The following is a 20,995-nucleotide window of genomic DNA, read 5'->3' as shown; positions in this document are numbered from 1 at the left end:
TGACTACTAAGTCGCAAAGCGACTGATAACTACTTTGACTACTTTTTTATTATTTCCCTTCCATCGCTTCGGCGACCGCTTTCTTCAGGCCTTCGCCGCGTAGGTTACGCTTCACGATCTGGCCGTCGGGGCCGAACAAGATGATATGCGGGATGCCGCTGACGCCATACAGGTCTGTCGGAATGCTCTGCGCATTGAGGATCTGTGGCCAGGTGATGCCATGCTTGGGAATGGCCTCTTTGGTCTTTTCCAATTCGTCCCATACGGCTACGCCCAATACTTCAAACCTGTCGCCTTTATACTTATTATATACTTCGGCGATGATCGGCGTTTCCTGAATACAGGGGCCACACCAGCTTGCCCAGAAATCAACCAATACATACTTGCCCTTGCCTACATAATCCGACAGGGAAACCTTACCGCCCTCTTCCGTTTCGATGGTGAAGTCCACGAAAGGCATGCCTTCGGCGGTCGTCTTCATGGCCTCATTCTGCTTGATCACCCGATTGATGCTCCGTGTTTCCGCCAGCCAGGGACCAACCTGCGGGATCAATTCTTCCAACTCCTCGGGTTCAGCCATTTGAGAATATTCAATAAACGCCCGGTAGCCTACCGGATTATCGGTATTTGCCAAGAAATAATCTTTGATTTTTCCCAGATAAACCGCGCGGAACTCATCCTCAAAATAGGCCTGTATGCGCTCTTGCTGCTCTTTCTGATCAGCCACCTCTTCGCGGATCTCCGCCACCTTGGCCTGGTAGGTCTCGATCATCGTATTGATCTCTTCCGTCATCGCGTTGAACTTCGTGTTAAGCGGCGTAGTCGGTGAACCCAGATGCGTTTCGAAATCCAGGTCGATCGTTCCGTTCTCCAGAATGAAATTGACATAATTGGTACGTTCCACATCGATGCGCCCCATGATCGGCTTGTCGATGGTTCCCGTAAAGACAAAGTCCTGTCCCTCAACAACCGTTGAGTCTACATTGGTATTATCATCGTAAGAACGGATATAAACCGTGCGTCCGTCGAACGAAGCGTCGGGCAATGTGCCTTTTACCTCATACGAAGCAGGCGTTTGTGAACAGCCAACCAAAAGGGTTGCGGCAACAGCAAGTAAAAAATAACTGCGTTTCATTTTCATTTTGTTTGTATTTATAAGTGTAATTTCGCTTTGATCTGCTTGGGAATCGCATCCTTATGTACCAGGATAAAAATAGTTTTGGCGCGCACGAAGCTCTCCGACATATTCAGGTAGCCACCGAAACGGTTGCGCTCTGTTCCCCAAGAGTTCTTGGTGATATAATAAGGCGTTCCGTTTTGGTCTTTCACCAGGCCGGTGATGTGCATCAGGTGGTCGTCGGTAGTCACAAACGACTCATAGCCTTGCTGACGGATCTCCGGCGTCACCTTCACCTCGGGGCAGGGGCTTTCAAACTTATAAGCCTCCTCCTGGCGTTGACCCGGGTTCATCTGTTCGAAACGGGCGCGGTCGGTTCCCGCGTAGTTGTCCACCTGCATAATGTCCGGATTAATCGCTACGCCGTTGACATGGGAGAATCCCTTTTCGCTCACATCGCCATCCCAACCAATCGTATAACCCTGATTCAGTGAGTAGTTCATGATCTCGATCAATTCATCCAACGGCACGTTGTAGATCTGCTCATGTTCCCAGTTGTCGGGCACTTCGATTTCAAAGCGGGTATAATAGGGATGATGCGTATAGCTGCCTATCTCTACATAATCATCGAGATTCAAGCCCAGTGAGGCAGTAAACGACTGTGGCGTATACTCTTTCCCTTTGTAATTGAACTTCTCGGGCTTTTCACCCAGGTAGGTGTCGAACAGGTGATTCACTAATTTAACATATTCCGGACTCCGCTGTTTCATATCGATCGCCGGTTTGGCTATGGCCTCCATGAAACGAACCATTTCGCTGTGGTTATGCAACTCACTGCCGTAGTTTAGTCCATTATACACCTCTTCCGGCACAATGCCTACCTGACGGAAAGCGCGCAGCGCCGTATGCGAAAGGCTTCCCTGGCCGATATTCCCTTTGCCGCGACGCAGGTAGTTGTCTTCCAACTGATTCATATACTTCTGGCGAACCAGGTACATCTCCGACAGGTCGTACTCGCCCTTCCCCATACGGAGCAATTCCGCTTCCAGGAAAGAAACAGTGGCAAAGCACCAGCAGGTACCGGTGGCCGCCTGGTTTTTCACCGGTGTGGCCGGCAAACGCACAACGTCTGTAAACTGATAACCCTGTCCGAAAGCGAGGCAAACCGACAAAGCCAATGCAAAGGTCAAAAATGTTTTCTTCATCATTTCAATCTGTGTTTTGTGTTAGGTATTTCTTATTTTCCGCGATAAATATACGACATTCGACAGAAATCAGCACAATACATCCTAAAAACAACGTTCGTTCACTCACAGAAGCACATCGTCAGACATGGTCAAGTTGGTAATTTACAATAATGTAAATAAATGTTAATTTACCCATTCTCGACGAATCTCTCAATTTACGATTTGTAATTTCGGAAGGACTTTGCGCGCAAAAAAGCGGGACTTCGGAGACAAACTCCCGGGAGAAACACTTTTTAACGTATGGATTTGTAAGTAAAACGGCTGTTTTGCTTACAATCGCGATTTTAACATTTGAAAAAGAACTGCTTCCTCGCAGGAAGTGGGAATTGGAACAGGGGCTTCAAACGGGAAAGGATTTGGAGGGGCTGCATCTTCACTTCTTCTCAAACTTGAATATTTTCGAATTAGGCAAAGCAAAACGAACTGCAATAGAATGAATTCCGCCAAATAGATGGGAGCGTTTAAATTTTCAGCTCTGAATAACTGATTCAAAAACAATATTGCTACATTTGCGTGAAACCATTAAGAGAAACGAAGATGAAAAGAATCATTGTTTTATTAGTTGTATTAGCCATGGGATTGTCAATGCAAGCACAGGAGATGAAAGTAATTAAGCTGAATGCTCCCAACAAAACAAAGGGGGAAGCTGTAATGAAAGTATTCAACCAACGCCAGTCGGTTCGTGAGTATGCTGCCAAAGAACTCTCGCAACAGGATCTCTCTGATCTGTTATGGGCGGCCAACGGCGTGAATCGTGCCGATGGCAGACGCACGGCTCCTTCGGCACGCAATGTGCAGGATGTCGATATCTATGTTGTCATGAAAGAGGGGGCTTACCTCTACGATGCGAAGGCGCATCAGCTCAACCCCGTTGCTCCGGGTGATCACCGGGCTGCTATTGCCGCCAGTCAGGATTATGTGAAAACGGCTCCTGTCTGCCTTGTTCTGGTCTCGGATCTGTCGCGTATGGGAAATCCCCAGGCGGAACAGACGAAACTCATGGCGGCAGTCGATGTGGGTATCGTTTGTCAGAACATCAACATCGCTTGTGCCGGCCTCGGCCTGGCAACCGTTCCCCGCGGTATCATGAACCATGCGGAACTGGCGAAAGCGCTTCAACTGAAAGATACGCAACTATTGTTGATGAACAATCCGGTGGGTTACCCAAAGTAAACCGCCCTCAGAACCAGAACCCGTGAAAGTATTTTTACAGTCGATTGTCGCACAACTTATCCTGACCCCCTTCATCTGTTGGAGGGGGTATCAGGCTATTCCGCCTAAAAAGAGCTGGCGGATTCCCTATCTACTCTTTTTTCTGTTGGAGTTGTTGGTGTTTTTCACCGGCTTCTTCTTCCATTCCCTCTTGCCCGACCGGGTGTTTATCACCATTATGCTGGTATGCAACACCTGGTATATCGCATCGGTCTATATCACATTGGCGATTCTCGCGCTGGAGTTGATCCGGTTTACCCATCGGCGCTGGCCCTGGTTTCCCGCCTGGGTAACGAAAAAGTGGAGATCTGTCAAAACGGCCTGTTTTGTTATTATCACCGTAGGCGTTACCCTGTTGATGATTCATGCCTACCGGCGGGTGATGTTTCCTACGGTGACGCACGTCGATATCCATCTCGACAAACCAATCGCCGGGCGCGACAGCCTGACGATCGTGATGATGAGCGATCTGCATATCGGCGAGGTGATCGGGAAAAAGCAGGTGCAGCGCTTTGTAGCTATGAGCAACCGCCAACAGCCCGATATGGTGGTATTGGTGGGCGATATCATGGATTATGAGTCGCGCTTTGCCGAAAAGGCGCGTATCGAAGAGGATCTGCGGCAGTTGCGGGCGCCTTTAGGCACATTCGTGGTCTATGGCAACCATGAATACCGCGCCAACCGTCATGCCAAAACCCAGTGGCTACAAAAGACGGGCGCCACCCTGTTGGTCGATTCGGTCGTGATGCCCGATTCGGCTTTCTACCTGATCGGACGCGATGATTATATCAACAAAGAGCGAAAACCGCTCCGGGCGCTTACCAAAGAGCTCGATCACACGAAACCGATCATCCTGTTAGATCACCAACCTTGGTCGTTAGCCGAATCGGCGATGAACGGCGTAGACCTCGGCCTGCACGGGCATACCCATTACGGACAGATCTGGCCCTATCCCCTGTTGATGAAGGCTGTCTATGAAAACCCGTACGGCTACAGCCGCAAAGGCAACACCCAATTCTATGTCTCTTCGGGCATCGGCATCGCCGGCCCTCCCTACCGCGTCGGAACCGTTTCGGAAATGGTTGTACTACATCTGACCTGGGATCGCTAAAAAGGCAGGGGCTGACTCAAAAGTAGCGGATAACTATCTAAAGCCCCTCGCCTGTCCAGGCAAGGAGCTTTAGATAGTTATCCGCTACTTTGGGGGCAGCCCTGTAGTCAGAGTAAACAACGCCAAAAATCAGATTGAATAGTTAATTAAGAAGCCCCTCTCCCGGGGGTGGGAAGAGGGGCTTTAAAGTAAAGGTTAGTCTCTCGTGTTAATTATCTACTGTTGTTTTATTGCCAGTGGAGTTTGAGCTCAAACCGAGCCAAAACTTTAGCCTTGTCAAGATCAGTTTCTTTTGGATCGTATGTATTCACCCAAATAGAATCACCGTTGCCATAGGAGTCTCCCGTCCCTTCGTCTGTCCATTTATCGCCACCTCTATCTAAGGTAAGAACAATGGTTCGCGTAAATAGATCAGGATTGTTCCCTGTAACAGTATCTCTTTCTTTTCCTTCTATCTGAAGAGTAACCCGGTTCACGCCATGTATGCTGAGTTTTTTTGTACTTGTCTCTTCATTAATTATAGTTGTTCCCTTTCCCTCCGGTTCTATTTCTAGCCCTTCCGTCTCCCAAATGCGAGATCTCGCAAAGGTGTTGATGGTCGTATAAATCTCGGCATTAATCGTCGCTTTGTCATTCTCATTCGTATCACCATCTGTATCCATAAACATGACAGAACTTATGTGTAAAGCGAATTCTTTGTATGAACTTGACTGGCCGATCTGCTTCTTTTCCATGTATTTATCAATGGCGCCTCTTAATTCGTTTCTTCTTCCCTCTTCTTCTGCAAAGTCAGCGATCGACAATAGTTTCTGGCCGGCATAATCGACCATCACCCATTTTTGGGGATCAGAAAGGCTTCCCAACCACTGGCTACGTGTAGATTGTGTCCCTAAGGAGGATGCCAACTGTGAATCTCCACCCCGGGCTACCAGTTTCTCTTCGAAATTGGTGGACTCTTTCTTCATCGACTCATACTGTTTGTACTCGTAGCTGGCATTCACACCGGCAGAAGCGCTTTCGTAGCCCGCTTTCACGGCGATACTCCAATCGACCTCATTACTCATCGTGCTTGCGTCAGCTGTCATGGTATAATCGAGTGAACCTCCCAATATGAATCCGGCAACAACATGTGTTCCATATTTCAAGACAACCTGATCAGGATTCAATTCACCGTTTATTTCTTTTTTGGCTGTCTCTGACATACAATTACGCAGCTCGTCTATTCCCAGATGTTCACCGAGTTTCACCGTCTGCTTTTGTGTAATATGACGGAAGCTGGAAAATTTATTTTCAGATGACGAGTAGGTCTTAGATGAATAAGATCCGGTCACAGAGGCACTGAACCCGGCATAATTGCCGCTAATACCTGCCGCATGGCTAAAGTCTCTTTGGTACTGTTGCAAGGTGCTGCCTTCAATCTTATGCTCGTATGTGCTGCTTGCCAGAATAATAGGTGCGATATATCCCTCATTATTCAGTTTATCCCAATCGAGTACCGCGTCTTTTACAAACTGATCGGTCGCGTATTCGCCGGTGGCGTCATAACCCATACCCAGGTATTTGTAGTCGTCGATCGCCGAACTTGGGTTCTTATCCTGCGTAATGGTGAGTATAAAGTTTTGCTTTGTCAATGTGTTCTGGAACAGGATATCCAACCTACGTTCTTTGATAAACAGATTCTTTTCGGCCGTGAAGGTAACAGGTTGAGAACCCTTGCCGGACGATGGAGTGACAGAGAGCCAGCGGGGCAAATTCTCTGTGGCAATCTCCCAATCGCCTGTCGCGCTTAATATGATCTGTCGCGTTTCGCCTTCGTATTTGAACTGATAGCTCTTTTGCGGGAACTGGAAGAGGATCTCTTCATACGCCTGAACGACTTTGAAGGATTTGCTGATGCTGCTTTCGCCCTCTTTGCCTAAGGTAACCGTCACAATGGCAGTCCGTTCGGCGCCCGAGGTATTCATGTCGGCAACCACTTTCACCTCTTTGCCTTCCACAGATACCTGACACCAGTCGGAGCTGGAGCGAGCCACGAAAGGAGAAGAGCTATTGACAGGTACCAATATCGTTTCACCCTTATGGCTCAACAGTATTTCAGAAACCGAAATCTCGAAGGTGCCTACCAACTGTATCACTTTGAATGTCTTCGACGCCACCTCGTTTTCAATAGCCTGCGTCAGGGTAACCGTTACAATCGCTACACGGTCGGCATCGGTATTGTTCATAGCTGCCACCACTTTTACGTCGCTCTTTTCCACCGACACCTGGCACCAGTCGGAGCTGGAGCGTGCCGTGAACGGACTGGAGCTTAATACCGGAACAAAAACCGTTTCGCCTAAGTTGTTTACAGCAACCTCTTTCGTCAGTATCTCAAAAGAGGTCAACTTCTGAATCACGGCAAAAGTCTTCGAGGTCGATTCGCCCTCTTCGCTTACAGCCGTTACCGTTACGATCGCCGTGCGGACAGAACCCGTATCGTTCTTGCCCACGACCACTTTCACCTGGCCTTTCTCTACCGACACCTTACACCAGGAGTTCGACGAGGTGGCCGTAAAGGTATAGGAGCAGGTAACAGGCACATAGACCGTCTCGCCCATCTGGCTGACCGTCACCTCCTGCACCATGATTTCAAAGGAACTCATCGTCTGCTTCACCTTGAATGTTTTGGAGATCACCTCGTTGCCTGTACCCGACAGAGAGACCGTGACAACCGCTGTGCGTTCCGTGCCCGTATCGTTCAAACCGGTTTCAATTTTCACCTGTCCCTCTTCGACAGATACTTTACACCAGTCATGGCTCGATTGCGCTGTGAAAGGAGAAGCGCTGACGATCGGCACAAATACCGTTTCGCCCGCTTTGCTTATGGTCACCTCTTCCGTAAGTATCTCAAAGGATCCTGCCATTTGGGTAATTTGTACCGTCTTCAGGATGCTCTGCCCGTTGGCTTCCGACGAGAGGGTCAGATGCGCGGAGCGTTTCTTTCCGGAGGTGTTTTCTTTTACACTGATTTCTACACCGCCCGATTTGCTTCCTTTCTCGGCCGATAGTACACACCATTCGGCTGAAGATTTGGCTGTCCACTCATGGTTAGCCAGGATAGTCAGGTAGTATTTCTCTGCTGCTTTATCGAATTGCAGGCTATCGGTGCTGAGTTTAATGGAGACATCCGCCGCTTTCTGGCGTACCGACAGGGCTGCGCTGACGCCATTGCCCGAGACAGTCACCACCGCCGTACGGTTTTCGACCGTCAGGTTATCATCCATCATAATATCAAAGTAGCCATGCAAACGCCCCGTACCCCGTATGATACGACACCATTCCGCATCGCTTTGAGCACTCCATTCGCCATTCGCTTTTACTTCGATGGTCTCTTTCTGGCTCTTATCATCTATCTCTATGTTTTCGGTAGACAGGATCAATACCGGTTCGTCCTCTTCCACACAGCTATTCAGTACAAAGAAAGACGACAGGATTAACAGCAAGGCTGCCGTAAAATTTGTTTTTAGATATCTATTTTTCATAACACTATGTTTTTATTGTTTATTTTATAATGTAGATAAAGTTTATGCCGATGCGCGTCAATCCCCAGGCTGTCCGTGGATTGGGAGAAAGGTACACGTTGGTATCCCTCCGCTCGTAGCGGTATTCGTGCGCCAGACGGGTGGCTCCGAATCCAATGGTTGCCTCCAGGTTCCAACGATCGGCGATCACCCAGGCATAGCCATAGGACAGACCGCCCCCATACAGATTGCCTTTATAGCGGTATTTCTTCAGTCCCCAGTCGTAGGAAGCATATTGTCCATGCAATCCGACAAAATGTCCATGCCACGCGCCGCACGGCCAGTACCTGACTTCGGGTTGAACCCCCAATAGATGGGTCGTTCTGCCTCTACTATAAGAAAACGGATTATAGAAAGCGCTTAGATCCGCTGTCCATTTTTCTGCGAAGCCCCATTCGGCTCCTGCATTGATAGTCCTGGCTCCCCAGCCAACTGCGTTTGTTTTCACTCCAATGGTCTGCGCCGAAGCCTCCTGAGAGGGGAAATGAAATAGAACGATTGCGGTGAATAGGAACAAGAATAGTTGTCTTTTTCTTTTTTTGAACATATAGATTAGATTTATTACGTATAAAAGGAATAATCCAGTAACAAAACTACAGGTCAAGCGCGAAAAAGAGGTCGCAAGCATTGATTTGCGACCATTTTTATACGAAAAAGACAGGTTTTTACTTCCCAACGTTGTCGCGGAAGACAGAAGGAGAGACTCCGGTGTATTGTTTGAATATGCGGTGGAAGGATTTACGATCGTTGAAACCGGCATCTGTCGCGATCGCGTCGATGGAGAGTTGCATGGTATTTTTTTCCGACATGATATGGATCGCCTCTTTGATGCGGTACTCATTCAGATAGGCGGATAGGTTTTTTCCGGCACAATGGTTGATGGCGCGTGAGACATAAAAACGGCTTAGTTCGAGTTCCGCCGCCAGGCTGTCGAGCGATATGCCGGAGTCTTTATAACGTTTGTGTTCGTTCATCAACTCTTCTATCTTCTCCATAATGACCCGATCCTGAGAATCCGGTGCATTGTTCTGCTGAGCCGGCGCGTCCGTATTTTCTTTTTTTGCCCATTCTTCGGCGTGATGCACCAGTTCCCGGTAGGCCGCCCGGTTTCTGCGGTATAAGACAATCAACAGGATAAACAGCGATAATAACAACGCCGAGGCAACCAGGGTAATGATAAGGCTGCGCAGATAGAGCGTTTTCTGTTCTTTTTCGTGCCGCAAAGCCTCTGCGTGGGCCTCTGTTTCCGTACGGCGCATCCGCTGTTCGACACGTAACAACCGCCGGGTATTGAACTCTTCGCTGTAGTTACGCTCGGCCTGGCGCATCGAATCGATGCAGGCCGTCGCTGTCTGTGCCTGCCCGATCGTTGCATAATATTTGGCGGCTACCCGGAAATAATCCCTCTTATAATTGCCGATACCCGAAACAGGCGTCCGCGGGCGTTCGCCATAATCCCGGGCCAAAGTGAGATAACGGCCGGCATCTGCCGTGTTTCCCAGGATAAGAGCCGTCTCAGCAAGCGAAACCGCTTTCGAGGAGGCAAAGACATAGTCTTGATAATGAGCCATCACCTCCATGCTTTCGCGCAGCCTGACTGCCGCTTCCGCGTATTTTCCCGTCAGGAAATCGTTGTTCCCCAGATTACCAATGGCAACGGCAACCAGCATTTCATGTCGGTTGTCCGATTGATTGTCGCCCGGTGGGAGAGACAGGATTCGACTGAAATTGTCAGACGAGCGCTCCATATCGCCCAAAGCGCGGAAAGCAATCCCCCGCCCGTTGTAAGCATGTTTCACGATATACCAGTAGTTCCAGCCCGAAGGCGGCCCCTCAATGATGCGATCGTAATAGGGCAACGCGTTTTCATAATCGCGGAAGCTGAGGTAGAAATTGCCTATCTCCAGGTAATAGTAATACTTGAGTGGGAATTCATAGGCGTCCAACCGTTCGAGCTCCGTTTCCGTTGCCCGGTAATATTCAAAGGCCAGTTCGTAGTCTTCAAGGTAGATGCGGCAGTTTTCCGCGATCATAAACAGGGTGTTGGCGCGTATCTCCGTGAACCCCGACTCGCCGGCTTTGTCTGCTGCCGACAGCATATCCTTTATATAATCCTGCGCTGTATAATGAGGCCTGGGTGTATGTCCGCCCTGACGGCTTTCACGAAAGCGAGCCACATACTCGAATATCTCCGCGTTGATACGCAGGTCGTCCGTTTCGGTCTGTTCAGCCACTTCGTAAAACTGCCGGATCTGCTCCCAACGTCCCAAAGAGTCGAGACCACCCGCCCGGTCATACTCGGCCTGGATAAGCGTATAATACTCCGCATAGCTCTTCCCGACCAGTCCGGCAAAGGGATTCGCCTCCTGCGCCCGGGCGCCGGATAACCCCATAAACGGTAACATCCCACAAAGAATAAATAAGACCCTCTGTAACATACGGCAAAGATAGTGAAAGTTGAATGCAGAGCAAACAGTATTGAAAACGGATACACCCTCTGTTTTCGCCGTCTAAACTCGGTCTTTCTCCCCCCAAATGTTAAAATACGGACTGTAAGCAAAAAGCCTGTTTTACTTACAAATCCATACGTTAAAAAGTGTTTCTCCCGGGAGTTTGTCTCCGAAGTCCCGCTTTTTTGCGCGCAAAGTCCCGCGGAAATTACAAATCGTAAATTGGGGGGAGTGAAAAAAAAGGCGGTTTAACATTTGTTCACATATCGACAGGATGAATAGTTGCTAAGAACAACGTCAAACTGATAATTTTTTGAAAAATAGAGGTGAATTGAACAAGAAAACTGAAAACTTTTTATATATTTGAAAGATTTTGCTTAAATTATTACATAACACTAACAAAAACAATCAGTATGAAAAAGAAGATTTGTGTTTTTTTTGTGTTGTTTGCTTTTTTTGTAACAGTAATTATTAATGTTAGTTTAAACTCTCAAAACAAGGTCTTTCCCGAACTTGCATTAGCAAATATAGAAGCTTTAGCTCGAAATGAAAATGGAGGTGTTTCATGTACCGACATAACAAAAGAGATTTACTCTGATGGATGTCTGTATTATTGTTGCTTAGGGACTGATGGAAAATGGTATTCTTTGTATACGATCCATTGCGATGCTAAATAAATTTTAAGTAATGACTGTATAGGTTTACTGTTATGAGAGGAGTGTTACTATGTCTTTTTAGTCTATGTTGGACGTTCACTTTTGCTCAGACTGAAATCAACAAACACAATGCCACCGCTATTGACTCTGACTCTGTGTTTATGAACAAAGAATTTAGACCAAGTGGCGGAAATTGTTATGTTGTTCTTGAATTGCTCCGCGCTTCTCAAAGGAGCGATTCTATTGCCGTAGCTATTTTCAAAGAAGAGTATGAACTGATTGATATGCCACTCTATTTGAAAAAGCAACTACTTGAACAAAATCAACTAAATATCATCCATTTCTTTGCATTGGAAAACAATAAAAAGTATAAATGCAAATCGAAGGTATTTAAAGGAATTGTTCCTGTTCTTTTGGTTGAATGACAAACTTCATCACAACTATCTGTAATAAAATGAAAAAAATAAATATACTATTAGTGCTCATTCTATTATTTATATCGGGATGTGGGAGAGGCAAACCCTCGCATGATGAAAGAAGTATTTTTGTGACTGTTGATGTAAGAAAGAATTATCCTAAAAAGGAATTTTCCCTTCAGAATATGATGAGTGTAGAGTATGTTGCTTTGGAGACCACGGATGAATTTATATGCCAGGGTCGCATTCTTGATATTGGCGAGAACTATATACTTGCAAGAAATAATGGGCAAGATGGGAATCTGTTTCTTTTCGACCGGAAAGGGAAGGGGGTAAAAAAGATTAATTACCGGGGGCAAGGGAATGAAGAGTATATCATTCTTTATGGCGCTATCTTGGATGAAGAGAATAATGAGATTTTCATTAATGATATTATTGGGAGAAAAATTGTAGTATATAACTTAGATGGAGCCTTTAAACGCAATATTAAGACAGATGAAGGCATTCGTTATGAAAACATCTACAGTTTTGACAGAGAACATTTAATTGGTGATGTTGGTGACAATGGTAAGGCAACCGAAAAAACATTTCGTATCATTACCAAAGAAAACGGAAGTCTTGCCAAGGAGATAAAAATTCCGTTTGAGCAAAAAAAATCAACAATTACAACTGATGCCAATGGGAAGCTACAGAGCCTTTATTACTATGCTCCACTATTGCCTTATCATGACAGCTGGATTCTTACAGAAGCTTCATCGGACACCATATTCTGTTTACGGCCGGATTTTAGTGTGAATCCTTTTATCGTAAACACCCCATCTGTGCAGTCTTCTGTGTTTGCCAATTTGTTTTTATTCTCTAAAATACAGACAGACCGCTACTATTTTATGGAGAAGGTAAGTAACAAAGAAAAGATAATAAAAACAGATTTGCTCTATGATACAAAAGAAAAGGCCATATACGAATATACATTGTTTAATGATGATTATTCAAACAAACAGCAAGTGACTATGGCGAATAGTGAATGTTCGAATGCTAAAATAGTATTCTGGCAAAAAATGGAAGCACATTCCCTTGTGGAGTCATTCCAAAAAGGAGAACTGAAAGGGAAATTGAAAACGATTGCCGCTAACTTAGACAATGAATCAAATCCGGTTATTATGTTGGTGAAAATCAAATAGATAAATATAGAGCAACACCTGTCTGAGTTCAGGCAAGGATACACTTGCCCGTCCGCAGCCGAAGAAAACAAATAACGATTAGAAGTTACGCCCTCTATCCCACCACAGGCGGGTGCCACCATGGTCGGGCGCATCGAGGGCTTTCAAGAGAGCTTCGTATTGTGGGGGATCGAGTTGAACCATTTCACCGGGGTAGGGCAGGCGTCGAATCATGATATCCGTGTCGATACTGCCTCCTTTGCTGTTGTTTACGCGTACCGGGAACAGACGGGGATAGCCCGTCCGTCGCTGTTCCGCCCAGGCTTCGCATCCTTCCGGAAAGACAGCCAGCCACTTCTGGGTGATGATCTTTTCCAGTTTTTCCTCCTGCGAGGCGGTTTCGATCCAGCGGGGAGAGACGCGACATTGCGCCTCTATGTTGTTGATCGGCTCGAAGGGATCCACATAATCGGCACCAATATGATCCTTTTCCAGGTACTCGTCTGCGCCGGCAGCGCCCCATTGACGGAAAGAGGTATAGACACCCTGCCGGTAACAGTCGCCTGCGCTCTCCGAGGTCCATCCTCGCAACGCCGCTTCCGCGCGCAAGAACCACACCTCGGCCGCCGTCATCAGGATCGGATCGGTGGTCTGATTGACATAGATCTTGGAATAATTGGCAAACAACAGATGGGAATACCCGGCGCCCTGGCGTATACCGCGGTATTGTCCCTTCAAGGGAACAATGACCTCTTTCCCATCCGCATTGGTATAGACCACATCCTCTTCGCAGGGTTCGAAAAACAATTCCCGCCGCGGGTCTTCATACCCGTTGAGGATCGACTCCATAGAGGCATTCATCTGCGCCTCGTTCCAGACACGGTTGATCTCACCCAGCGGATTGGAATAGCCCCCTTTGGTTGACACAGCCACTAATTGATGCGGCTCTTCCAGGCAGCCAAGCGGATGATTCAACGATTTCAGGAATTCGGTTCGCGCTTTTTCCGGATCGGCCATGGTGATGCGGATGGCTAGGCGCATACGGAGTGAATTGGCAAACCGTGCCCAACCGGCGATCGTTCCGTCGAGGAGGGTATCGAATTTAGGCAGAATAGCCGCTGCCACCTCATCGTTTGCATTCGCCGTAAGCAAAGCAAGGGCGGCATCCAGGTCTTCAAAGAAAGCCGTATAGGCCTCCTGTTGTGAATCGGGTGTATAGTCGCCTCCTTCATGTCCGAACGAACGATAGATGATCGGGCCGTAGATATCGGTAATGCGATGCATGGCTTCCACCTTCAGTATCTTGGTGACCGCATGAATCACCGGGTATTCATTGGCGGTGAAGTCTTCGGATTTCTTTAACTGCGGGAGCGTGTACGAATAGGTATACAGCCAGTTCGTGCCGTTCCAACCGTCCTGCAGGTTGTAGTCGGTGTTATGCGAACCGCCGTTATGCGGCTTATAATCGTGCATATAGCCGCTGAACATATCGGCATTCAGGTTCTGCATAATCTGGAAAGGCCAGTTCTTACCCTTTCCGAAATCGTAATTGAAATAGATGCCCTGCTGAGCCACCTCCAACGGAATGCGCAGGTAGTTGAAATCGATCTGCATCTGCTCCTCCGTCATACCGGAGTTGTCCGTATTGATCTCTTTGAAATCGCCTGTGCAGGAGACAAAACCTGCCAGCGCCAACATAACTATATATACTGCCGACTGTCGCATCATGCTTAAAATTCACATTTTATACTAAAGCCTACACTACGGGTAGTAGGCATACCATATACTTCTATTCCCTGATTATCATTCCCGGTGGAGAGCACCAGTTCCGGGTCGAACGGCGCGTCCTTGTAGATAAAGAACAGGTTACGTCCGACAAAAGAGACCTCTACTGCCTGGAATACCCGGCTGGCTTCCATCCACTTCTTAGGCAGGATATAGCCGATCGATAGTTCGCGCAGGCGGATATTGGTGGCATCATACATATAATATTCCGTCACCCCAGCACGGCCTCCGACAATATTCCGGTAGAAACCTTCCACATTCTCGATCTGCCGCCCTTCCAGTTCAACATAGCCTCTGTCGCGCGCCTCCGCCGTAGCCGTCGTCACCCCATAGAGATCCATATCGGCAAAGGTCTGGGAAAGCACCTCTCCTCCCACACGGCTATCGATCAGGAAGGAGAAACTGAAGTTCTTATAATTGAAATAGTTGTTCCAGCTCAGGTTGAAACGCGGACAGCTATTGCCCACCTTCTCCAGGTTTCCGTCGCCGACAACGATCGGCAAGCCGGCCTTTTCGCCTTCTGTCTCATAGAGAATAGTCCCCTGCTCATCGCGGGCAAAGGCTTTTCCGTAGATATCACCAAACGATCCACCCTCGCGCAAACGCATGGCATAGCTCGATGAGAAGCCCTGCGGGCCGTAGGTAAACACCGGTAGCTCATCATGTAGTTTCAATACCTTATTGCGGTTGGATGAGAAGTTCACCTCGCTTCGCCAGGTCATTTTCTCATCGGCCAGCGGGAACGCGGTCAGATTGACCTCCCATCCCCTGTTTTGAATATCACCGGCATTGACATAACGATAGGCATATTTATCGCCCGAACGGGCAGGGAGTTTAAAAAATTGGTTGCGCGTATTGGTTTTATACCAGGTCACGCTCAGGTTCAAGCGGCTATCTAAGAACTTCCATTCCGTTCCCAATTCGACAGAGGTGGTCATCTCCGGTTTCATATCTTCGAAAGGAGCGGCATCCACCGGTTCGATCTCACCACCGGCCGTCACATGAGCTACCGGATTGGTGATATAGAGGGGAATATCGTTTCCTACCTTACTCCATACGGCTCTCACCTTCGAGAAGGAGATCCAGGAGGGGAGCGAGAGGCTCTTGTTCAGGATCCACGATCCTCCGAACGAGGGATAGAAGAAACCCGAACGTTCATGCGGCGTATAGGCAAGGGTCGACGACCAGTCGTTGCGCGCCGTCACATCCAGGAAGAGGCTCTCACGGTAGCCCAGCTGCGCCGTTCCGAACACCGACTGCATCTGGCGGCGGGCATCGATCTGCTGGCTAATGTAAGCCGAGCCGTTCATATTGATATTGGCAATATTGAATACATTGGCGTATTTAAGGGAGGCGGTCTTCGAGTCGTAGCGCAATGAATTAACTGTTTTGTCGTTTATGCTCGCACCGATCGCCCCACTCAGGGAGAAACGGTCGAATTTTTTATTGAATGTTCCCAGGATATCGCCGTAATACATCGTTTCGCCGTAGGTCATCTCCACATAACGGCCGTTCGCACCCGAGAGCGCCGGCGCGGTAGAGGCGTAGAATTGCTGCCGTACACGGTCGTTCACATTGTCGACACTGCCGCGCGCTTTGAGCGTAAACCAGTCGTTCACCTTCAGATCGGCCGAGACAGCGGCGATCACACGGGTGCGCACATCTTTGCTCTTGATGCGGTTCAATACCCAATAGGGGTTCTGTTCAAAGTCTTGTATGTCGGAATGCCAGTTCTGAACCGGGAGGTTACGCGTCGGATCCCATACTTCAAACCCTTCCCGGTAAGGCGTCATGTCCATGCCCCGGGGGAAACGATAGAGTCCGACCAACGGGTTCATATAGAATCCACCGACCGGATTGCGGTTTTTCAGTTCCTGCGAGAAGAGGGTCACGTTGCCGTCGAGCTTCAGTCGTCCTTCGAAAAGGCTCGCTGTTTCGCGGAAGTTCAGGTTGTGTTTGGTTATATTATTATGATCGGTAATGCCTTTCCCGGTCGTATTCGCGTAGGAGAAATAGGTTTGAAACCGTTCGTTCCCCGCACTGACCGAAAGCGAATTGATCGCCAACACCCCGGTATTGTAGAAGTCACCGACATGATCATACGCCATCATATCCTCTTTCTTGCCCCAGCTATACACGCCGTCGCTCACCCCGTAGCTATTCTGAAACTCCGGCAGGGCAAAGGCGCGGTCGAAGGTAAGATTAGAGGTAAAGGTGATTTTGCGTTGATCCGAACGCCCGGTCTTGGTGGTGATCAGGATCACCCCATTGGCTGCCTGGCTGCCATACAGGGCTGCGGCTGGCGCCCCTTTCAATACACTCACACTGGCTATATCTTCTGGATTCAGATTGGAGATACCATCGCCCCCGTCGCGGTTGCCGGCATCGGCTGTTCCTCCCACAGCCGTTGCGGCCTGTTCGTTGGAGGTGTTCAATACCGGAATACCATCGATTACATACAGCGGTTGATTATTGCCCACCACAGAGCGTATCCCGCGGAGGATCACTTTTGAAGAAGAGCCCAGTCCGCCGGAGGTTTTATTCACCTGCATACCGGCCACCTTACCTGTCAACGAATTCATCAGGTTGGCATCTTTCACCCGGGTCAGCTCCTCGCCACTCACTTGTTTGATGGCATAGGTCAGTTCGGATTCGTTTTTCTTAAGTCCCAGAGCCGTCACGATCACATTTTCGAGCATTAATTCGTCTTCGACCAGCTCAATCCGTATGTAAAGGCGATTATCCACAGGGATCTCCTGTGTCACAAAACCGACAAACGACACCACCAACGTGGCATTCGACGCGATCGAAATCGAAAACGACCCGTCCGCATCCGTTGTAGTTCCCATCAGCGTCCCCTTTTCTACCACATTGGCACCGGGCAAAGCTTCTCCTGCCTGGTCAACAACTACCCCTGCTATCTTGATCTTTTCTTGTGTCTTTACCGGATCATCGTATGCATAATCTATCGCATGTGTTTTTTCAATGATGATGAAAGGAAATAGAAACAAGAGTAAGAGCAAGAGAGATCTATCTATACGCACCATCTCTGTTTACTTTGAAATACATAATTTATAATGTGAAATCCCCTATTCTCTTCAAGCCTTCAAATGTAGATATATTTCACACATAACTAAACAAAAAAAAGTCATTTTTGTTTGTTTGGCTCTTGATTTTATCGCTTTTTTTCGCCTGGTGGCGATTGGTTAGAGTGGGGTTTAGTTTAGCGTTATAAGAAGAGGATGTATCAAAAGTGATACATCCTCTTCAGAATATTTCTATCGGCAATCAATCCTTGCAATCGCACGGGCGGGCTTTCACTTCCCATACCTCTCCCTGCATCAGGAGTTCCTTCAGGGTGCGTGTCGGGTTTTTAGCCTGTACGTCGGCAATCTGTTTTTCTACCTCTTGGTCGTATACCGGCGCTTCCACGTCGCGGATCACACCTAAGGCCACCGGTAGATCGCCGCCCATCATGCCCAGCATCATATGCAGGGTCGGGTCTTGCTCATTAGCATCATGCACCAATACATCTTCCAATGTATATCCGCCTTCGCCAATGGTAACCGCCTTCAGTTTCAAGCCGTCGAGTACGATTCCTTTTTCGTTCTCTTTGCCAAACAGCATCTTTTCGCCATGGCGCAGGAAGATAGTCCGTTCCGGACGGTATTCCTTGTCGACAATCTGTTTGTGGATGCCATCGTTGAAGATCACGCAGTTCACCAGAACTTCCACCACGGACGCCCCTTTGTGGCGCGCTGCCGCTTCCATCACGTCGGTCGTATTCTTCAGGTCTACGTCGATCGTACGGGCAAAGAAGGTGCCACGCGCGCCCAACGCCAGTTCAGCCGGGATAAACGGATCTTCCACCGTTCCGTACGGAGAGCTCTTGCTCACCTTACCGCGATCCGATGTAGGTGAATACTGACCCTTGGTCAAGCCGTATATCTTATTGTTGAACAGCGCGATATTGAGATCCACATTACGGCGTACGGCATGGATAAAGTGGTTACCACCAATCGCCAGACAGTCGCCATCGCCTGTCATCACCCATACGCTCAGGTCGGGACGAGCTGTTTTTACGCCGGTGGCGATCGCCGCCGCGCGGCCGTGAATCGTATGGAAGCCATACGAATTCATATAATAGGGCAAGCGTGACGAACAACCGATACCGGAAATAACCGCGATATCTTTCGGATCGACACCAATCTGTGCCATTGCTTTGTGAATACAGTTCAATACGGCATGGTCGCCACAACCCGGGCACCAACGCACATGTTGATCACTCTTATAATCTTTTGCCTGAAATTTGATCATATCTTCCATGTCTTATGCCTCCAGTATTTTTGTGAATTCTTCTACCAAACGGCTTACGACGAATGGCTGTCCTTTCACGCGGTTAAACTTATACGGATTGAATCCGGAGATTTTGCTGCGCAGGTAGTTGGCAAACTGCCCTTTGTTCTGCTCGGTCACCACCACCTTTTTGTATTTTTTCAATACCTCTTCGGTATTCTTCGGCAGCGGGCTGATAAACTTAAAGTGAGCCAGAGCCACTTTCTTGCCCTGTTCCTGCATGGTCTCCATCGCTTCATAGAGGTGTCCGTAGGTGCCACCCCAGCCAACAATCAGCAACTCGGCATCCGCGTCGCCAATCACTTCCAGTTCGGGTATATAGTCAGCAATCTTATCGATCTTCGCCTGACGCGTTTCCACCATCTTCTGGTGGTTGATCGGGTCGGTCGAGATCGCACTGTTGTCATAGTCTTTTTCCAATCCACCGATACGGTGCGCGTGATCCGGTGTGCCCGGTACAGCCCAGTAACGCACCAGGTTCTCCTGATTTCGGCGGTAAGGCTTCCAGGGACGTTCCCCGTCGTATTGATCCACGTAGGGCGGTTTGATCTCCGGATAGTTTTCCAGATCAGGCAAACGCCAGGCCGAAGAGCCGTTGGCAATATAAGAATCGGTCAATAAAATAACCGGAGTCATGTGTTCCACCGCCAGTTTGGCCGACCAGTAAGCCGCGTCGAAGCAGTCGGTAGGCGTAGAGGCAGCAATCACCACCACGGGGCTTTCACCGTTACGTCCGTAAAGTGCCTGCATCAGGTCGGTCTGTTCGCTCTTGGTAGGCAATCCGGTAGAAGGACCGCCGCGTTGCACATCGACCACCACCAAAGGTATCTCGGCAATCACCGCCAGGCCAATCGCCTCGCTCTTCAAGGCCAATCCCGGGCCGGACGTAGAGGTAGCCGCTAGGGCGCCGGCAAAGCTGGCACCGATCGACGTACAGATACCGGCAATCTCGTCTTCAAACTGCAATCCTTTCACGCCTAATTCTTTGCGGGCGGAAAGCTCCTGCAGGATATCGGTAGCCGGTGTGATCGGGTAACTTCCCAGGAAGAGCTTCAATCCTGCCTTCTCGGCAGCCGCGATCAATCCGTAAGAAGTGGCCTTGTTGCCGTTGATATCGGTATAAAATCCCGGTTCACACTGCATCGCTTCGATGCGGTAGGTAGAAACGCGGGCATGAATATTATTTCCGTAATTATAGCCGTCGACAAGCGCTTTGATATTGGCCTGCGCGATAGTCGGTTTTTTGGCAAATTTGTTTTCCAGCATGTGCATAGCACCATCCAGCGGACGCTCGAACAACCAGCACACCAGCCCCAGGGCAAACATATTTTTGCTGCGAACCGCCGACTTATTGTCGAGTCCGAACTCTTTCAATCCCTCTTTTACCATCGAAGAGATAGGAGCTGCTACGACCTGCACCGTGCCCAACCCCAATTCCGCGAAGGGGTCGTCGGTCGTAAACAACGCTTTGTCCAGATCGTTTTTCTGGAACGAATCGGTGTCGATTATCACAATGGAGTCCGGCTTCAGGAATTTCACATTCACCTTCAGCGCCGCTGGATTCATTGCCACCAATACATCAGCCTTATCGCCCGGAGTGAATACTTTGCGGGATCCCAGGTGAACCTGATACCCGGATACACCACTCAAGGAACCTTGAGGCGCACGGATTTCCGCGGGAAAATCAGGGAACGTAGAGATCTCATTCCCGAATATCGCCGACAAGTTGGAAAAGATAGTACCGGTTAACTGCATACCGTCACCCGAGTCTCCCGAGAAACGGATGACAACTTTGTCTACAGTTGTCACTTTCGTTTGTTCTGCCATAATTACTTTGTTTTCGCTTTGATATTTAAGTTAGTTTCATTATACAAAAGAACCAAAACGAAGCAAAGGTAAATAATAAACTCAAACGACGGATATCC

The 20,995-nt window shown here is 48.5% G+C and carries 14 protein-coding genes; 5 read left to right on the top strand and 9 right to left on the bottom strand.

The window, feature by feature from the left end:
• Positions 1-49: 49 nt before the first annotated feature.
• The gene (locus M2137_RS13170) at positions 50-1,135 is read right to left on the bottom strand and encodes a TlpA disulfide reductase family protein (protein WP_280766914.1); all 1,086 of its coding nucleotides are present in this window, start codon (positions 1,133-1,135) and stop codon (positions 50-52) included.
• Positions 1,136-1,152: 17 nt separating this feature from the next.
• On the bottom strand, positions 1,153-2,322 hold the full coding sequence (locus tag M2137_RS13165) for a C1 family peptidase (RefSeq protein WP_280766933.1): 1,170 nt from the start codon (positions 2,320-2,322) through the stop codon (positions 1,153-1,155).
• 579 nt (positions 2,323-2,901) lie between these two features.
• On the opposite strand from M2137_RS13165, the gene M2137_RS13160 reads away from it, so the two are divergent.
• Both M2137_RS13160 and M2137_RS13155 read left to right on the top strand, forming a co-directional pair.
• Complete coding sequence (locus M2137_RS13160; protein WP_280766913.1) at positions 2,902-3,537, top strand: SagB/ThcOx family dehydrogenase; 636 nt, start codon at positions 2,902-2,904, stop codon at positions 3,535-3,537.
• 22 nt (positions 3,538-3,559) lie between these two features.
• Positions 3,560-4,687: a metallophosphoesterase gene (locus M2137_RS13155; protein ID WP_280766912.1), complete on the top strand. Its 1,128-nt coding sequence runs from the start codon at positions 3,560-3,562 to the stop codon at positions 4,685-4,687.
• Positions 4,688-4,914: 227 nt separating this feature from the next.
• On the opposite strand, the gene M2137_RS13150 is transcribed toward M2137_RS13155, so the two are convergent.
• The 3 genes from M2137_RS13150 to M2137_RS13140 form a co-directional block, all read right to left on the bottom strand.
• Positions 4,915-8,208, bottom strand: coding sequence for a BACON domain-containing carbohydrate-binding protein (locus M2137_RS13150; RefSeq protein ID WP_280766911.1), 3,294 nt, complete (start codon positions 8,206-8,208; stop codon positions 4,915-4,917).
• 19 nt (positions 8,209-8,227) lie between these two features.
• The gene (locus M2137_RS13145) at positions 8,228-8,794 is read right to left on the bottom strand and encodes a DUF3575 domain-containing protein (protein WP_280766910.1); all 567 of its coding nucleotides are present in this window, start codon (positions 8,792-8,794) and stop codon (positions 8,228-8,230) included.
• A 118-nt stretch (positions 8,795-8,912) separates the two neighbouring features.
• Positions 8,913-10,652: an AraC family transcriptional regulator gene (locus tag M2137_RS13140; RefSeq protein ID WP_280766909.1), complete on the bottom strand. Its 1,740-nt coding sequence runs from the start codon at positions 10,650-10,652 to the stop codon at positions 8,913-8,915.
• A gap of 458 nt (positions 10,653-11,110) precedes the next feature.
• On the opposite strand from M2137_RS13140, the gene M2137_RS13135 reads away from it, so the two are divergent.
• From M2137_RS13135 to M2137_RS13125, 3 genes are all read left to right on the top strand, one after another.
• Entirely contained in the window at positions 11,111-11,374 is a 264-nt protein-coding gene (locus M2137_RS13135; protein ID WP_280766908.1) for an NVEALA domain-containing protein, read from the top strand.
• 140 nt (positions 11,375-11,514) lie between these two features.
• On the top strand, positions 11,515-11,778 hold the full coding sequence (locus M2137_RS13130; protein ID WP_280766907.1) for a hypothetical protein: 264 nt from the start codon (positions 11,515-11,517) through the stop codon (positions 11,776-11,778).
• Positions 11,779-11,807: 29 nt separating this feature from the next.
• Positions 11,808-12,950, top strand: coding sequence for a 6-bladed beta-propeller (locus M2137_RS13125; RefSeq protein ID WP_280766906.1), 1,143 nt, complete (start codon positions 11,808-11,810; stop codon positions 12,948-12,950).
• Positions 12,951-13,028: 78 nt separating this feature from the next.
• On the opposite strand, the gene M2137_RS13120 is transcribed toward M2137_RS13125, so the two are convergent.
• The 4 genes from M2137_RS13120 to M2137_RS13105 all read right to left on the bottom strand — a co-directional run bounded on the left by M2137_RS13120 (position 13,029) and on the right by M2137_RS13105 (position 20,897).
• Entirely contained in the window at positions 13,029-14,654 is a 1,626-nt protein-coding gene (locus M2137_RS13120) for a SusD/RagB family nutrient-binding outer membrane lipoprotein (protein ID WP_280766932.1), read from the bottom strand.
• Between the two features lie 5 nt (positions 14,655-14,659).
• Positions 14,660-17,761, bottom strand: a complete 3,102-nt coding sequence (locus tag M2137_RS13115; RefSeq protein WP_280766905.1) for a SusC/RagA family TonB-linked outer membrane protein — start codon at positions 17,759-17,761, stop codon at positions 14,660-14,662.
• 241 nt (positions 17,762-18,002) lie between these two features.
• Positions 18,003-19,040, bottom strand: a complete 1,038-nt coding sequence (locus M2137_RS13110) for a 2-oxoacid:ferredoxin oxidoreductase subunit beta (protein ID WP_280766904.1) — start codon at positions 19,038-19,040, stop codon at positions 18,003-18,005.
• 3 nt (positions 19,041-19,043) lie between these two features.
• Positions 19,044-20,897, bottom strand: coding sequence for a 2-oxoacid:acceptor oxidoreductase subunit alpha (locus M2137_RS13105; protein WP_280766903.1), 1,854 nt, complete (start codon positions 20,895-20,897; stop codon positions 19,044-19,046).
• Between the last annotated feature and the right edge of the window lie 98 nt (positions 20,898-20,995).

It is taken from the genome of Parabacteroides sp. PFB2-10, from assembly GCF_029893085.1.
Taxonomy (GTDB): domain Bacteria; phylum Bacteroidota; class Bacteroidia; order Bacteroidales; family Tannerellaceae; genus QVMG01.
The sequence above is the reverse complement of the archived record's forward strand: the minus strand, read 5'-3'. Positions and strand labels throughout refer to the sequence as shown.

Bases quoted from the DNA above. Each gene is read 5' to 3' on its own strand.
- M2137_RS13135 (WP_280766908.1), top strand. From the start codon at position 11,111: ATGAAAAAGAAGATTTGTGTTTTTTTTGTGTTGTTTGCTTTTTTTGTA.
- M2137_RS13130 (WP_280766907.1), top strand. From the start codon at position 11,515: ATGAACAAAGAATTTAGACCAAGTGGCGGAAATTGTTATGTTGTTCTT.
- M2137_RS13150 (WP_280766911.1), bottom strand. From the start codon at position 8,208: ATGAAAAATAGATATCTAAAAACAAATTTTACGGCAGCCTTGCTGTTA.
- M2137_RS13165 (WP_280766933.1), bottom strand. From the start codon at position 2,322: ATGAAGAAAACATTTTTGACCTTTGCATTGGCTTTGTCGGTTTGCCTC.
- M2137_RS13115 (WP_280766905.1), bottom strand. From the start codon at position 17,761: ATGGTGCGTATAGATAGATCTCTCTTGCTCTTACTCTTGTTTCTATTT.
- M2137_RS13145 (WP_280766910.1), bottom strand. From the start codon at position 8,794: ATGTTCAAAAAAAGAAAAAGACAACTATTCTTGTTCCTATTCACCGCA.
- M2137_RS13170 (WP_280766914.1), bottom strand. From the start codon at position 1,135: ATGAAACGCAGTTATTTTTTACTTGCTGTTGCCGCAACCCTTTTGGTT.
- M2137_RS13140 (WP_280766909.1), bottom strand. From the start codon at position 10,652: ATGTTACCGTTTATGGGGTTATCCGGCGCCCGGGCGCAGGAGGCGAAT.
- M2137_RS13105 (WP_280766903.1), bottom strand. From the start codon at position 20,897: ATGGCAGAACAAACGAAAGTGACAACTGTAGACAAAGTTGTCATCCGT.
- M2137_RS13125 (WP_280766906.1), top strand. From the start codon at position 11,808: ATGAAAAAAATAAATATACTATTAGTGCTCATTCTATTATTTATATCG.
- M2137_RS13110 (WP_280766904.1), bottom strand. From the start codon at position 19,040: ATGGAAGATATGATCAAATTTCAGGCAAAAGATTATAAGAGTGATCAA.
- M2137_RS13120 (WP_280766932.1), bottom strand. From the start codon at position 14,654: ATGCGACAGTCGGCAGTATATATAGTTATGTTGGCGCTGGCAGGTTTT.
- M2137_RS13160 (WP_280766913.1), top strand. From the start codon at position 2,902: ATGAAAAGAATCATTGTTTTATTAGTTGTATTAGCCATGGGATTGTCA.